The following is a 15,006-nucleotide window of genomic DNA, read 5'->3' on the forward strand; positions in this document are numbered from 1 at the left end:
CTGACGTGAAACGCATCAGGGTTCAGGCGTGGTGAGCACCAGTCGGCAGCGGGGGTGCGGGGCTCGGAAATCCCCGAGCGTGCATACCGCGTACCGGCTGCGTACAGGAGGCGTCCCCACTGCCCGCTATGGAGCGTCCGCGGGACGAGCTGTCGACGACGGCGTAATTCCCCAGGGGCTGTGGTCACGCAATTCCCCAAGGCCTGGCGGGCTCAGACCTCATCGAATGGTTCGTCACTCCACCTGAACCAAGCACGACCGTCACTGATGTGCAGAAGAAACTCTGCGACCGGACCCGACGGGGCCACCAGAGACAAGGTGTCCGCGATCCGGTCGTAGGAGTCATCGAACCGCTCGTACTCCTCCGCCTCCATCAGAGCCAGCGACTCGTCGAACCACGGCTTCACCTCTCCGAACGTCGGCGTTGGAACGAAGCGACCGTTCAGCCATGGGAAGTCGGCCTGGTCGATCACGATCTCGCCGAGCAGATCCTCCTGCCGCATCAGTCGCCAGACTTCGCCCTCGAAACCCATCCCGCCAGCTCCCCAACCATGTCCTGGTGCCGCCGGGCAGCCTCTCACGCGGCAAGGACAACGAGGCAGGAGCGCCAGCGAGCTGCTGGCCAGCCGCATCGGCGCTCCTGCCCGCGATAGATCAAGGCCGTCAGGGCTTGTCGCTTGGGGCGTGGAGCAGCTTGCGCGCCGCCGCGGACGCCCCCGGCGGCGGGCGAGCCCGACGGCTGACGGTCGCGGCCGATACACGGCCGCATGCCTACAGGGTTCTGGGAGTCTGCTTCGGCTCGAAGACGCTTGGCGGGGTGCTCGGCTGGGGGGCGGACGTCTGGCGCAGGACCTGGGCCAGGTCGCGGTGTATCCGGTCGGCTTCCCCGCGGACCTGGACGGGGACGTCGCCGCGTTCGGCGACGAGGCGGTCGTAGACGGGGGTCTGCTGGAACACGGTGGGGCGGTTTCCCTTCAGCGGGCGATACGCCGGACCGGCGCAGCATACGGACCCGGGTCCCTCCGCGTTGGAGGCGGGTGGTCAGCTCAGGACGGCGGGGAGAGCGGCTTCGGTAGTCCAGTCACCGTCGAAGAGCGTGGCGATCAGGTGTGCGTGAGCGTCAGGGAGCTGGCCGGTGCGGTGCTTGGTGCGGGCTTTGGCGAGCCAGGCTCCGATCTTGACGGTGTCGCCGTCGACGCGGATGGTCTCGCGGGCTGTGGGGGCGCGGCTTTCGCGGTGGAGGAAGAGTTCAAGGAGCTGGACGGTCTGTTCGAAGGTGCGGCGGGTGCGGCGGGCCGGGGTGAGGGGGTTGGTGTCGGGGGTGAGGCCGAGGGTGGTGAGCAGGTGCTGCTGGCCGGGGTGGAGGGCGGCCCAGGTGGTCAGTTGGCGGTGGAGCCAGGAGCCGATCTTCACCCCTGCCAGGAGGGTGTCGCGGGTGAGGGCGGCCGGGTCGGCGCCGGAGGCGAGGTGGGCGCGGAGCAGGTGGTATTTGCGGTGCCAGTCCGCGCCGTGGGGCAGGCGCCAGTCGGGGGCGAGGGCGGTGAGGGCGTCGGCGCGGGCGGCATCGAGGGTGTTCTTGGTGGCGAGGTGGCGTTGCTCGGCGAGCCAGGAGCCGACGGGGGTGGTGGCAGGGGCGGCGAGGTGGCCGTGCGCGCGGTGGTAGTCGGCGGCGGCGGCGAGGCGGGCGCGCCAGGCGGCGTCGTGCTTGTCCCAGATCATGCCGAGGGCGTCGAGTTCGGCGATCCAGTCGGCTTCGAGGCGGCCGGCGGTGCGGGCGTCGCGCATGGTGGTGATGAAGGTGCCCAGCCGGTAGCCGGTGGGGTCGGTGTGGTCGGTGGGGACGTCGAGGTGGCCGTACTGGTCGCGGTAGGACTGGGCGGCGGCCAGGCCCAAGCGGCGGGAGCGGGAGACGGCCGCGTCGCGGGGGTCGAAGGAGACCAAATCCATCGCCTGGGCGATGCGTTCGGGGTGGACGGTGAAGTCGAAGTGCCAGCGGCGGGCGATGACATCGCTGGTCTCGCCTGGGAGGCGGTTGGCCTTGTCCGGGAGGCGCTCGAGGATGCGGTGGTCGTGGCCGGCCAGAGCGCAGGCGATCGCCCACACCGGCTCGTAAGGAGTGCCGAGGATGTTCTCGCCGTCGGCGCCGGGCGGAACGTAGACGGGCACGATCAGGCTGGCAGTCTTGCCGGAGACGTCCAGGCGCAGGGCGCGGCCCAGGGCCTGGACGCAGCGGATGACGCTGCGGGTGGGGTCGGCGAAGACGATCGCGTCCACGCTGGGGATGTCGACGCCTTCAGCGATCAGACGGGAGTTGGCGAGGATCGCACAGTCGGCAGCAGCGAACGCGGTGAAGGTGTCGGCGCGCTGGGCAGGGGTGTGCTCGCCGTGCGCGAAGAACAGCTTCGGGGTGACGTCCGGGACGAGGCCGGGGTCGGTGCGGGCCAGCAGGCGCAGCGTGTGCGGGAGTTCTCGGGCGAAGCGGCGGGCGTCGGAGACGAGGTTGAAGTAGACCAGGACCTTGCTCAGCCGGTGTTCGGTCATGGCGCGCAGGACGGACAGGTGCAGGGCAGTGGTGCGCAGCGCACCGTCATCCCCCTGGTCGCCGGAACCGGTGCCGACGGCGGTGTTCGCGGTCATGCCCGGAGCGGGCATGTTCAGGCGGCGGCGCAGGTCGGCGTCGGTCAGGGTGGGCACCACGATGCGGTAGTCCGCTGCCCGGCCGTCCTCCACCGCCTGCGCGAGGGGGTATTCGAAGACCTTCCTTCCGTACACCTGCTCGTTGTCCATGGAGTTGGCGAACGCGTCCACGTCCCCGTCCGGCTCGGCGGTACGGCGGCGGCGCGGGCGGGTGGTGTCGGCGGACTCCGCCAGCTCCGGGGCGAGGAAGGTGCGGGGGGTCGCGGTCATGTAGAGGCGGCGGTCGGCGCGGATGCGCTGCGCGTCGTTGGCGATGGCCCACTTCTTGTCGGCCCGTCCCGCGATCCGGTGTGCCTCGTCCATGACCGCGAGGTCGAACGGCGGCACCGCGTACCCCGTGCGCTGGGTCTGTTCGATCTTGTCCAGGGAGTCGTAGGTGCAGATCACCGTCAACGCACGGATCTGGTCCTCGCCCTCCCCCACCACCGACATCAGCCCGCCCAGCGCATGCGGGTCGGTACTCGACATGACGCGGGCGGCGACCAAGTCGTCGCGGCCAGCGGCGTCCAGGGAGGAGACGATCACCATGTGCTCGTGGTGGCCGTCCCGCCGCCAGGCCAGCGCGGTCTGCGCGGCCAGGTCCAGGGTGGGGACCACGAACAACACCAGCCGCGCGCCGAGTCCGTCCGCCACCCGGATCGACACCAGCGTCTTGCCGGTCCCCGTCGCCGACACGAACAGACCCCGCGTCCCCGCCCGCCGCAGATGCCGCACCAGCCGCGCAACAGCCTCCACCTGGTCGGGGAAAAGTCGCGCGCGCTCGGGGCGGCCGGGGCGCGGCAGTTCCACCACCGTCATGACAGCTCCTTGCCGAGTCAGTGACTCCAGTAGTCGCGGCGGGGCAGCTCGGCCCACACATCGGGCGGCCCGGTCACCGCACGCCGGTCGACGGGGCGCAGTCCTGCGAAGGCACAGGCGTAGGCGACAGCGCTGTGCTGGTAGAGGTAGGCGGCCAGCACCTCCGCGGAGGTGTCGTCCTCGTCCGGGTCTCCGCCGGGGTGCAGGTCCGAGGCCTCGATGATTCCGTTGCGGGCGATGCTGCCCTGGTTGCCGCTCTTGGGATTGGCGTAGAGGCCGTAGCAGAGGGTGCCGGCGGACAGCCGGGTCAGCACGCCCGGCATCTGCGGCGCGTACCCCCAGGGCTGGGTGACCACGCAGCCGCCCGGCACGGACGTCACGCCGACGATGTTCAGGCTCTCGTCCATGTCGTGCGCGTAGGGGTCCTCCAGCAGCTCGTTCAGCACGCCGAGGAGGCCGTCGTCCACCACCGGCGTCGCCTCAAGACGGCGTACCGCCTCGGCCGCGTCGATGCCCGCCACGCAGGCCAGGCCCGTGCCGTCGTAGTCGAACTCACCCAGCGCCGCGGTGAGGCGGGGGGCCTCCTGCGCTGCCGCACGCTCGGTATCGGTCAGGGACACCCCTTCCGGCACCGGGAACAGCCCGGGTGTCGGTCCGGCCAGGCTCAGCCGCCCCGGTGACCAGCCGCCGAGCGACGGCCGCCAGGGATCCGCCCCGGCAGCGGCGAGCGCCCGTGCGTTGGCCGGCCTCCCAGACATGACGGCTTCCCACAGGGCCGTCACCCCGTCTTCGAGCGCGTCCACATCCGCAACCCGGCGGGCCAGCTCCGCAACAGCCTCCGCAGAGCCGAACACCGCCGCCCGGTGCAGGGGCCTGCTCCCGTTGCAGTCGTCCGGATCGGCTCCTTGGTCGAGGCGCCGGCGGATGTCGTCGGCGTCCGTCCAGTTCCCTCCTATGCCGGACCAGCCGTCACCCTGTGCTGCCACCGCTCCCCCTCGAACACGTCGCATGCTTTCGCGCTGCTTCGTCACGCTCTCACCAGTCCAGGTTCGGTGACGGACTTTATCACCCCGAACGCCGTCCGTACGCTGTTAGTACGCGATCAGCACGCTATTAGTACGCGAGAAGGCCGTTTCAGGGTAGGATGGGGGGCGGAGGTGTCTCGATGTCCGAGTTGTTCGACGCGGTTGACGCTCTGGTCGCGTCCCGTTCCCCGCTGCCGCTGCCGGCCGAGCGCAGGCGGCTGCGCCAGGCGCACGCGCTCACCCTGGACGAGGTGGCCGCCGCCCTGGGCGTGCGGCGGGCGACCGTGGGGGGCTGGGAGTCGGGCAAGTCCGAGCCGCGGCCCCCGGAGCGGGAGGCGTACGCCCGCCTGCTGAAGCAGCTCGCCAAGCTCTACCCCGCCGCCGACGTCACCGGCGCTCCGCAGGAGAACACGGACACCCCGGCGGCGCTGACCGTCACTCCCGTAGCGCCCGCGGCGCGGCCCCAGCCCGCAGGCGGGGCGCCGGAAGCGGCTGTCGCGCCTGAGGCCGAGGAGCCCACCGCCGCACCTTCGGCCACAGCCCCGGCGGCGGGCGCACCGGCCGCCGGGCCGCCGCCGCGTGCCGAACGGGCCTCAGGTCCGCGCCGCCCTGCTGCGAAGAAGCCCGCCCCGGCGAACACTCCCGCGCCCAGCGGGCTGTACGTGCACGGTCCGCTGCTCGTCCTCGACGCCGACACAGAGCGGAATGTGACCGGCTACGGCGTCGGCGGTCTGATCCTGGATGTGCCCGCCAAGTCGCTGCCCGCGCTGGTGGAGTGGACGCTCACCGAGGCGCGGCTGGGGTCGGAGAAGCTGCACGGCTCGGGCAAGGACGCCGACCCGCTGCTGGTGCTCACCGAGGCCGCGTGCGAACGCTACGGCCTGCCCGCCGCCTTGTCCGAGGCCGAGCGGCTCGCCGGGCGGCTGCCGGAAGGTCACAAGGTCATCAAACAGCTGGAGCGCGCGGAGTGGCAGCTGACCAAGCGCGGGCTGGGGCCGTGGGCGCGGATCTACCGCCCCGCCCAGGGCAGCCGCCGGCAGTGCGTACAGCTGTGCATCCCCTCCTGGCGTGCCCTGGACGGCCGTGCCTGGGGCCATGCCGCAGAGCTGGAGCCCGCGGAGCTCGCCCGAGTGCTGGGCGTGTATGCGGTGCGGGTGATGACGCCGGTCGGCTCAACGGCCGTGACGGGGCTGCAGCTGATGACCGCGCTCAACCCGCCGACCCGCGCGAGCGAGCCGGACGCCACCGGCAAGCGGCACCGCGAGCACCGGCCCGGGTCACTGGGCACGCAGCCGGTGGACCCGGCGCCGTGCGAGGCGATTGACGGGCACCCGGTCCTGGCCCATCTGCCCCGCTTCCACGTGCGCGGGCCCGGCGAGAGGCTGTTCGAGGAGGCCTACGACTGGGCGCGGGACCTGAGCGATGCCGAGTGCATGCAGCGGCACCTGGTCGGCCTGGATGTGAACCTCGCCTTCGGCGCGGCCGCCAACGGGGCGGTCGTCGGGCTGTCATCGCCGCCCGAGCACGTCACCCGCCCCGCATTCGATGCGGCGATGCCCGGTTCCTGGCTGGTCGACCTCTCCCACGTCGACCTGTCCCGGGTGAAGGTCGCCAAGCAGTGGCGCGACCTCGACGGTGGCCTGCTGCCCAGCCCGTTCACGCCGAGCGGCCAGCGCCCGACCGGTCCGGCCTGGTACGCCACGCCCACCGTGGCGTACGCCGTCGAGCTCGGCTACGACGTCGCGCCCGTGGAGGCGTGGGTGCGCCGTGAGAGCGGCCGGTTCCTGGACGGCTGGTACAAGCGGCTGCGCGACGCCTACGTCGCCACCATGGCGGACCTCGGCGTCACGGAGAAGCTGTCCCCGGCCGAGTTCCTTCAGGCGATGGACGGCTACAAGAGCCGTGATCCGGAGCTGGGGATCGTGGTGGACGCCGTCAAGATGACCGTCAAGGGCGGCATCGGCAAGCTGCAGGAGAAGGCACGCGGCGGCGGCTGGAAGCCGGGGCAGGCCTGGCCCGCCCTCGCCCGCCCGACCTGGCGGCCGGACATCCGCGCGACCGTCATCTCCCGGGCCAGGGTCAACATGCACCGCAAGATGCTTCATCTGGCGGCGGCCACCGGGCAGTATCCGGTCGCGGTCCTGTCCGACTGCGCGGTGTACGCGGCCGACGGCCCCAGCCCGTTGGACGTGCTGCCCTACGGCGCCGATGGCAAGACGGTGCCGGGCTCGTTCCGGCTGGGGGTCTCGCCGGGGATGGTCAAGCACGAGGGCACCCAGAGCATGCTGTGGGGGGCGGACGTGCTCGAGCAGCTCGGCGCCGACGGCCATGTCGCCAACCTCGCCCGCTACATCAAGACCGGCGAGGTCACCGCCAAGGACACCGGAGAATAGGGAGCGTTACGGCGATGGTCACGGTCGGGGAAGAACTCGACAAGGCGGTGCAGGGGGCGTTCACGCGGCCAGTTCCCAAGTCCGCCGGGGCGCAGATGCGGTACCTGGTCAAGCAGCACCAGCGCAGTACCCGGCGCGTGGCCGAGCTGCTCGGCATCAGCCAGCGCACCGTCGAACGCTATGTGAACAACCAGATCAAAAAGCCCCGGCCGGAACTCGCCGACCGGCTGGAGCGTGAGGTCCGCGTGCGCTGGCAGCCGCAGATCAGGGCCAGGGCGAAAAAGGCCGCGGCCACCACGAGCGGCATCATGATCGATGTCCAGGCCCGGTTCGGCTACACCGCCGCCGTCGGCAGCACCGACCAGGCCCGCGTGCGCCACCTCACCCTCGCCCTGCCGCCCCGGCACGCCGCCCGCCTCCTTCAGGCCCAAGAAGCAGGAGTCGACGAGGACGACCTCCGCGAACTCGCTGCCGAGGCGTTGGGTGAGGTGTACTTCCGCGACAACGGTCGCCGTGCCCACGGCCTTGAGGTGGAACTCAAGGACATCGTCGACCTCCAGTTCGAGCTGTAGGCGGTCAGGGCGCTGGAGCAGGAAGCAGAAAGGGCATCGAGGAGAGCTGTGACAGCAGGAGCGTTACGGACCGTGCCGCTGGCCGGGGAGCTGACCTCGTCGCTGATCAGCCGGGCCGCGGACCGCTACGGCCTGCCGGCTGCCGGCGTGCTGCGGCTGTGGACGTGCCGCAACTCCCCCGCCCGCAACGACGGCGGCGGCGTGCGGGCAGATGCGGAGATCGTGCTCAACGAAGCCGGGCGGGCTGTGCTCGCCGAACTGTGCGGGGTTCAGCCGGCGGTGCTGGCGCACGCGCTGCCCGCGTTCACCGTGGACGATCCCAAGATCAGCACCGGCCGGGAGGCCGCCCTGGCGCAGGCCCGGTGGCGGGCGGCGGGCTCGGTGGCAGGCGAAGCGGCGTTCGCCTGCCGCTCGTGCACCGCGCGGCGCACCGGGCAGACGGTGCGGGCGGTGCGGTATGTGCCGCGCTGGGAGCGGGTGTGTGCCCGGCACGGGCGGTGGCTGCTGGACGCGGACGCCGACCAGCCGCTGGAACACCTCGTCCTGCGCGGTGTGCCGGAGGTGGCGGCCGCGCAGCGGCGGTGGACCGGTGTGGCGCGCCGTGCGGTGCGGGCCGGAGCGGATGCCGGGGAGGTGTTCGCCCTGGCGCACGCGGTCGTGGCCCGGTGGTGGGAAGAGGCCCTGCGCTGGGAGCAGGAGGAGATCTGGCCGCACAGGCTGCACCGGGTGGCGGGCGGCAACGCGGGGACGGATTTTCAGCGGTGGCGGATCGTGGGCCGGGATCCGGTCATCTTCCCGGAGGTGGTGGCCGTGGCGGACGCGCTGCTGGACCCGGCCATGGCCGAGCTGGTGTGGAGGGACAGCGGTGGCCGGCGGCCGCGGCCGCTGGCCGCCGACGGGGCGTTCTGCCGCAGGCTGGGCGAGCGGGTGGGACATGACTGGCTGGGCCCGCTGTCGGCGGTGGACTACGGCGGGCCGCTGCTCGCCTGGATGGGCGCGGTCATCCGCCGGCGGCGCGGCGAAGGCGGGCCGCCCGGGTGGAGGGACGATCCGTGGCGGCTGAAGCGGGAACAGCAGCCCGCCACGATGGCCGGCCAGCTGCGCGTGATGGCGGCCGAGCAGCAGTCGGGCGGCTCGGGCAGCCGGTGGCGTGCCGCGGTGAGCGCCGAGCACCGGTTCCAGCTCGAGCAGTTGATCGATCAGGCGCGGGAGCAGCTGGTGGAGGTGCGGAGCGTGCACAGCGGCACCACCGCCGAAGTGGCCCGCACGCTGCTTCAGCACTGGCTAGGGCGGCGTCATTTGGCTCCACCCGGGGCGACTCCAACTGGCCCCACTGAAAGGGGCGTTCGGAGGTACTTGGGGGTAGTGGCGAGGTGAAGTGGCCCCACCCTGGGCCTTGCGGTGGAACGGTGGATGTGGTCCGCCGAGGGTGGGTGCTGTGGATGTCCTTGTCCAAGCAAGAGCTGTTCGACCGGATCCGCCGCGACAACTGGCAACAGCAGCTGTCGATCCGGGCGTTGTCGAAGAAGTACGGCGTCCACCGGCGTCTGGTACGGGAGGCGCTGGCCTCGCCGGTGCCCAAGCCGCGCAAGCGGCCGGCGCGGACCTCGCCGCGGATGGAGCCGTACAAGAAGACGGTCGATGAGTGGCTGCGGGCGGACCTGGAGGCGCCGCGCAAGCAGCGGCATACCGCGAAGCGGATCGGTGCGCGGCTTCAGGAGGAGTTCGGCGTCACGCTCCCTTACACCACAGTGCGGGACTTCGTCACCGCCCGCCGCCGGGCGATCGCCGCGGAGGACGGGGTGCCGGCCGAGGGCTTCCTGGTCCGACACAACGCACCCGGGGCGGATGCCGAGGTGGACTTCGGGGAGGTCTGGGTCGACCTGGCCGGGCAGCGGGTGAAGTGCTTCCTGTTCGCCTTCCGTCTGGCCTACTCGGGCCGGGCGGTGCATCGGATTTCCCGTTCCTGCGGGCAGCAGGCGTTCTTCGAAGGGCACGTGCACGCGCTGTCCGTGCTGGGCGGTGTTCCGGCAGGTCAGGTCCGCTACGACAACCTCACCCCGGCCGTCCGCAAGGTCGTCTTCCGCAGCCGGCTGCGGGAGGAGAACCCGAAGTGGACCGCGCTGCACACGTTCTACGGCTTCACCCCCTTCTACTGCGAGCCGGGACTGCGCGGCGCCCACGAGAAGGGCGGAGTGGAGGGACAGGTCGGCTACTTCCGCCGCAACTACCTCACGCCCGTTCCGCGAGTGGAAACGCTGGAGGACCTCAACGGGCAGATCACCGCGTTCGAGGAGCGGGAGCTTCAGCGGCGGATCGGCTCGCGGATCCGCACGATCGGCCAGGACTTCGCGCGGGAGGCACCACACCTGCTGCCGCTGCCGACGGAGCCGTTCGAGACCGCGATGATCTTCCAGCCGCGGGTCGACCGCTACAGCCGGATCACGGTGAAGATGTGCTCGTACTCCGTCCCGGTCCGGTTCATCGACCGCAAGGTCACCGTCCACCTGACCGGCGACCTGCTGGTCGTCTTCGCGGGCCGCCGCGAGATCGCCCGCCATGCCCGGCTCGCCGGCCGCGGACTGGAGCACCTGGTCCTGGACCACTATCTGGAGGTGCTGCTGCGCAAGCCCGGTGCTTTGGATCGTTCTGAGGCACTGCACCAGGCCCGCGCCGAGGGCACGTTCACCGCCGAGCACGAGGCGTTCTGGGCCATGGCCCAGCGGCAGCTCGGTGAGATCGACGGAACGAAGGCACTGGTCAGGGTCCTGCTCCTGCACCGCCATCAGCAGCACACGGACGTGCTGGCGGGCCTGCGGGCCGCCGTCGAGCTGGGCACCTGCAGCGATGACGTGGTTGCCCTGGAGGCCCGCAAGGCCGCCCAGGCAGCCGGCCGGGCCCCGACCGTCACCGCCACACCGACAGCGGCGGACCAGGCGGAACTGCCAGATCCGCAGTTGCCGCAGGTCAGCCATCTCTCCCCGCACCGTCTGGCCAGGTCACTGCCCGAGGATGCCCGCCCGCTGCCCCGCCTGGAGCAGTGGGACGAACTGCTGAACCTGCGACGGAAGGATTCGTCATGACTGCCGCCCAGCACGCGCTCACCGCCCAGGCGTCCGACGCCGCGATCGACACCGCCTGCCGGATGCTGCGGCTGCCCACCATGCGGGCCCAGGCCGCCGACACCATCGCCCGCGCTGAACGCGAAGGGCTCTCCTACGCCGGATTCCTCGCCGAACTCCTGCTCGCCGAGTGCGAGGATCGCGACCGCCGCCGGGCCGAACGACGCATCCGGGCCGCCCACTTCCCGCGCGAGAAGTCCCTGCGCGAGTTCGACTACACCGCCAACCCCAACGTCGATCCGGCCGTCATCCACAGCCTCGCCACCTGCGACTGGATCACCAAGGGCTACCCGCTGTGTCTGATCGGGGACTCCGGCACCGGCAAGTCCCACCTGCTCATCGGCCTGGGCACCGCGGCCGCCATGGCCGGCTACCGCGTCCGCTACACCACCGCCGCCTCCCTGGTGAACGAGCTCGTCGAGGCCGCTGACGACAAGCAGCTCGGCAAGACCATCGCCCGCTACGGACGCGTCGACCTTCTGGAAATCGATGAACTCGGCTACCTCGAACTCGACCGCCGGGGCGCGGAGATGCTCTTCCAGGTTCTGACGGAACGGGAGGAGAAGAACAGCATCGCGATCGCCTCCAACGAGGCGTTCACCGGCTGGTCAAAGACGTTCACCGATCCGCGGCTTTGCGCGGCCATCGTGGACCGGCTCACATTCAACGCCACCCTGATCGAGACCGGAACGAAGTCCTACCGGCTGGCCCGCACCAAGGCGAACAAGACCAACGGGCTGAGGTGAGCGCCTGCCAAGGATCAGGAGCTCAGATGCTCATGCAGCATTCTCCAGCCGCCGTCCCGCTGCACGATGACGTTGGTGCCGCGCCCTTGGCCAGAGCGTGGTTCACCGTCGACGACACCGCTCCAGGCAAACCGATAACGGCACACCGCGACGTCCGCGGTGACCACGGGCCACTCCAGGTCCCGGATCTCATACACCTCGTCGAGGATCTTCGCGAACGTCTTCTCGATCGCGGATCGGATCTCCTCGATGCCCCGATGCGAACCGTCCGAGAACCAGTACACGGCGTCCTCGGCGATGAACGGCACGACGCGTGAGATGTCGTGGCTGTTGTTGGCCCGTTCGTACTCGCGCATGAACGCAGCGAGCTCAGATTCCAGAGATGTCCGATCCGTCATGCGGCCATCATGCCGACGCTCTCGCGCCGCCGTCACACCTCTCTCGCTGCTTCCGTGGTCCCAAAACAAGCCGCCCTCCGGGGCCACCGCGCGACGCCCAATCTTCACGAATCATCCGCGAACTGGGGCCAGTTGGAGCCGCCCCGGGTGGAGCCAAATGACGCCGCCCTAGCCACTTCAGCACCTCAGTCACAGTGCCGCCCTGATCGACCAGGCCTTGGTGGGCACCGCCGCCGCGGCCATCTCCGCGGGGGTGGCGCTGGAGGACGTGGCGGCGTGGTCACGCCTGCCCGCCCAGGAGCTGGCGGAGATCATCACCGCGGGCCAGGATGAGGACTGAGGCGCGCAGCGGCCGGTGTGTTGTGTCTTAGCCGCTGGACGCCGCAGCCGGGCCGCAGGGCGGAGCTGGCCGGCGTTTCCCGCAGGAGTGTGGGTGCCCGTTGCGGGAAAACCGACGGTGTGCGGCCACTAGGCTCAGGCGGGGCCGCGGTAGGCGGCGGCCCGAAAACCGGCGCCGAGGGAGCACGTTGAGCACTCATCCGGGTCCGGCGGCAGCGGGGGCGGACCTTGCCCGGCTGGCGCTCGACTTCCACCACACCCACCAGCTGCTGGACCCTGCCGCGCAGGGGATGCAGACCTGGGAGGTGCGCATCACCGCGGCCGGCACACCGGTGGGGAGCCTGACGGCCGTACGCGGCCTGTACTGGAAGTCCGACAATCTGCGCGAGCGGATGGCCGACGAGCCGTCCTTCCCGGCTCTGGTGGCCTCCCAGCTTCTGGACGAGGAGGGCCGGTTCACCTACGAGTTCGAGGAGTTCATGGAGTCGGCCTCCAGCGTCCTCGTCGTTGACGGGCTGCAGCTGGAGGAGGCCTTCGCCGACCCTGTGGTCGTCGCCGTGGTGGTGGCCGCTGTGATCGACCGGCTGACGGACAACTATTTCGCCGTGGTCCTGCCCGGCCTGGACGCCTGCACAGATGCGGGTTCGGCTCTGCTCGCGGAGGCCGGCAGGCTGCTGAGCGCCAGGGAGTTCTCCGACGAGCTGCAGATCATCGACAACGCGCTGGCCGCTCCCGAAGAGGCCGCGCAGCGCGTGCGCAGGCATCTGCGTTCTCTCGCCCGCCACGGCCAGCCGACGGCGTGGGACGAGGGTGACGAGGAGGGTGACGGCTGGGACGAGGACGGCGAGGAGGACGAGGAGCTCACCGCGCGAACCGCTGCGGTCCTGCGGGGGGCGCTCGAGGAGCTGTCCGAGCAGATCTGGCAGGACGTCGCCGCCGTGGGTGACGCGCCGTTGAGGCGCGGTCAGGGCCGTGTCCTGGGCTCGCTGCCGCCGGTCACCTTTGGCCAGGACCAGAAGTGGCGTCGGCAGATGGCCCGCTGTTTCGACGACCTGGCCGCCGACCTCGCCGAGACGGGCACCGTCCGCCCGCTCTGCACCGGCGAGGAGATGGCCCTGCACCTGGGCATCGACCGGGCCAAGTCGCTGACGCGGAACCGGCCGCGCCTGGTCGCGGAAACAGTGGAGGGGCTGAGTGAGGACCGCCGCGACTTCGACTGGGACTGGTGCTCGACCGTGCTGTTCGAGGATCACGACGTGCTGATGCTGTTCGACGCCTCTCTGGATGGGATCGAGGACAGGGGCAACGAGATCAACCAGGCTCTCGGGCTGGCTAACCTGGCCGCCGCGGACTGGTTCGAGCCCTTCCGCCCCCGCCAGGCCCGCGACCCCGACCGCGGCTTCCGCCACTCCTGACCCTGGCCGCCACCAGGCACCGGGCTGCTAAGGGCCCGTATGAAGGCGGCTGAGCCTTCCCCTGTCCGGCTCAGCCAGAGGGCCCGGGGCGGCTACGCTCGGGCTGCTGATGCGACAAGGCGGGAAGTGGGGGCAGTGGCCAAACGCGATGTGTGGGTGCGCGTTCGGAATGACCTGGTACGCGGCGACACCGTCATGGGCGTCACCGTGAGCGATCCGCCCTACGACTACGAGACGTTCAAGATCATGCTGAAGGTCACGGGACACCGCGACCCTCTGTGGCTTGACTCCGGCATCTACGACGACGACCAGGGTGCTGGGCGCGAGCGGGTCGACGCGCTCGCTGATTCCTTCGTCGATACGCTCGCACGCGGTGCGGCAATGCCGTCCGGCGCCCTGATCCGGTTCGGTTGCGACGAGGACGACTCGGGATGGGCGCTGTCGTCTCTGGGGTAGCGGCGACCGGGCGGGCCCGGGCCACGGCCCGCCGCCGCGACACGGCGGGCGCCGGCCGGAAAAGTGCAGGAATCTGCACTGACACTGGCACGCCAAGGCGGCATCCTGGCCCCGCACAGGGCAACCGACCTTTTTGGCACGGCAGTTGCGGTTACCGGCCGGTTCTCCTGCGGGGTGTGTCCGGTATGACGTTGTGTGGAGTACGTGATCATCGACAGCAGCCAGGACGGCTTATCTGCCGTCGCGGGCAGGGCCTTGCGGGTGCCGGAACCGGGTGTGGTGGAGGCAGAGTTCGCCGGGGCTGACGGCTCACTCGTGCAACGCCGCTGGGTCGAGGCCGCCGTGGCTGTTCGGTTCGAGCAGCTCCAGCCGGTGGCGGCGTTTCCTGTGGTGCCCGGGCGCAGGTGGGGGCCGGGCTGGTGGTGGTCGGCCACCACGGCCGGGCATGTGATGCACGGGTCGCAGGCGATGTGCACGCAGTTGATGCTGCTGGACCGTGACCCGCAAGTGGTGGGCCTGTCGGCGCGGCCGGTGCGGTTGATCTGGCGCGATCCCGACAGCGGGCGGGTCCTGACGTGGGTGCCGCAGGTGTTCGCCCGCTACGCCGACGGGGGCGCTCTGCTGGCCGACTGTCCCGCGAGCGAGGAGGCGGCCGGGGACCGTGCCGCGCGGGCGGCCGCGGTACTTGAGTCGGCGTGTGCGGCGGTGGGGTTCACCTACCGGCGCCTGGTGCCGCCGGAGCGGGTGTTCGGGGCGAATGTGCGGTGGCTGGCCGGCTACCGCCATCCCCGCTACCGCGATGCGGGCGGTCTTGAGCAGGCGGTGCTGGAGGCGTTCGCCGTCCCGCAGCCGTTGATGGCCGGGGCCGCCGCGGCGGCCGGTGAGGTCCTGAGCGCGCTGCCGGTGCTCTACCACGCGCTGTGGAGCGGGCGGCTGTCCGCGGACCTGTCCCGGCCGCTGGGCGAGCACACCCTCGTCTCTCCCGGTCCGGCCGATCCGGCCGCAGGCGACAGCGAGCGGGAGCAGCAGGCACGTTGAGCAGGCA

Annotated in this window: 14 protein-coding genes; 8 read left to right on the top strand and 6 right to left on the bottom strand. The window is 71.1% G+C overall.

The genetic code is table 11. From position 1 onward, the window contains the following. Positions 1-212 precede the first annotated feature (212 nt). The 4 genes from PUR53_RS18650 to PUR53_RS18665 all read right to left on the bottom strand — a co-directional run bounded on the left by PUR53_RS18650 (position 213) and on the right by PUR53_RS18665 (position 4,481). Complete coding sequence (locus PUR53_RS18650) at positions 213-533, bottom strand: hypothetical protein (RefSeq protein ID WP_329908969.1); 321 nt, start codon at positions 531-533, stop codon at positions 213-215. Positions 534-771: 238 nt separating this feature from the next. Next, positions 772-957 carry a hypothetical protein gene (locus PUR53_RS18655; RefSeq protein ID WP_329908970.1) on the bottom strand — a complete coding sequence of 62 codons (186 nt, stop codon included), beginning with the start codon at positions 955-957 and terminating at the stop codon, positions 772-774. 84 nt (positions 958-1,041) lie between these two features. Beyond that, positions 1,042-3,495: a DEAD/DEAH box helicase gene (locus PUR53_RS18660; protein WP_329908971.1), complete on the bottom strand. Its 2,454-nt coding sequence runs from the start codon at positions 3,493-3,495 to the stop codon at positions 1,042-1,044. Between the two features lie 17 nt (positions 3,496-3,512). After that, positions 3,513-4,481, bottom strand: a complete 969-nt coding sequence (locus tag PUR53_RS18665; protein WP_329908972.1) for an ankyrin repeat domain-containing protein — start codon at positions 4,479-4,481, stop codon at positions 3,513-3,515. A gap of 179 nt (positions 4,482-4,660) precedes the next feature. Between PUR53_RS18665 and tap the strand changes: the two genes are divergently transcribed. The 5 genes from tap (at position 4,661) to istB (ending at position 11,353) form a co-directional block, all read left to right on the top strand. Next, positions 4,661-6,913, top strand: a complete 2,253-nt coding sequence (tap, locus tag PUR53_RS18670) for a telomere-associated protein Tap (protein ID WP_329908974.1) — start codon at positions 4,661-4,663, stop codon at positions 6,911-6,913. A 14-nt stretch (positions 6,914-6,927) separates the two neighbouring features. Beyond that, a complete protein-coding gene (gene tpg / locus PUR53_RS18675; protein ID WP_329908975.1) occupies positions 6,928-7,485 on the top strand; it encodes a telomere-protecting terminal protein Tpg in 558 nt (185 codons plus the stop codon). A gap of 48 nt (positions 7,486-7,533) precedes the next feature. Continuing rightward, positions 7,534-8,862 (top strand): TniQ family protein, encoded by a 1,329-nt coding sequence (locus tag PUR53_RS18680; protein WP_329908977.1) that lies wholly within the window; start codon positions 7,534-7,536, stop codon positions 8,860-8,862. 65 nt (positions 8,863-8,927) lie between these two features. Then, positions 8,928-10,568, top strand: a complete 1,641-nt coding sequence (gene istA, locus PUR53_RS18685; RefSeq protein ID WP_329908978.1) for an IS21 family transposase — start codon at positions 8,928-8,930, stop codon at positions 10,566-10,568. After that, on the top strand, positions 10,565-11,353 hold the full coding sequence (gene istB, locus PUR53_RS18690) for an IS21-like element helper ATPase IstB (RefSeq protein WP_329908979.1): 789 nt from the start codon (positions 10,565-10,567) through the stop codon (positions 11,351-11,353). Before istA ends, istB begins: the two co-directional genes overlap by 4 nt. A 14-nt stretch (positions 11,354-11,367) precedes the next feature. Here the strand turns inward: istB and PUR53_RS18695 are convergent, their stop codons facing one another. Continuing rightward, positions 11,368-11,751: a YybH family protein gene (locus tag PUR53_RS18695; protein WP_329908980.1), complete on the bottom strand. Its 384-nt coding sequence runs from the start codon at positions 11,749-11,751 to the stop codon at positions 11,368-11,370. Between the two features lie 189 nt (positions 11,752-11,940). Continuing rightward, a complete protein-coding gene (locus PUR53_RS18700; RefSeq protein ID WP_329908982.1) occupies positions 11,941-12,069 on the bottom strand; it encodes a hypothetical protein in 129 nt (42 codons plus the stop codon). Positions 12,070-12,278: 209 nt separating this feature from the next. On the opposite strand from PUR53_RS18700, the gene PUR53_RS18705 reads away from it, so the two are divergent. The 3 genes from PUR53_RS18705 (at position 12,279) to PUR53_RS18715 (ending at position 14,999) form a co-directional block, all read left to right on the top strand. Continuing rightward, positions 12,279-13,505, top strand: coding sequence for a hypothetical protein (locus PUR53_RS18705; RefSeq protein WP_329908983.1), 1,227 nt, complete (start codon positions 12,279-12,281; stop codon positions 13,503-13,505). A 156-nt stretch (positions 13,506-13,661) separates the two neighbouring features. Further along, the gene (locus PUR53_RS18710; RefSeq protein ID WP_329908984.1) at positions 13,662-13,961 is read left to right on the top strand and encodes a hypothetical protein; all 300 of its coding nucleotides are present in this window, start codon (positions 13,662-13,664) and stop codon (positions 13,959-13,961) included. A 195-nt stretch (positions 13,962-14,156) separates the two neighbouring features. Continuing rightward, the gene (locus PUR53_RS18715; protein ID WP_329908985.1) at positions 14,157-14,999 is read left to right on the top strand and encodes a TnsA-like heteromeric transposase endonuclease subunit; all 843 of its coding nucleotides are present in this window, start codon (positions 14,157-14,159) and stop codon (positions 14,997-14,999) included. Positions 15,000-15,006 lie beyond the last annotated feature (7 nt).

Origin of the sequence: Streptomyces sp. SP18BB07 (assembly GCF_036322545.1) — a bacterium.
GTDB classification, from domain to species: Bacteria; Actinomycetota; Actinomycetes; order Streptomycetales; family Streptomycetaceae; genus Streptomyces; species Streptomyces deccanensis.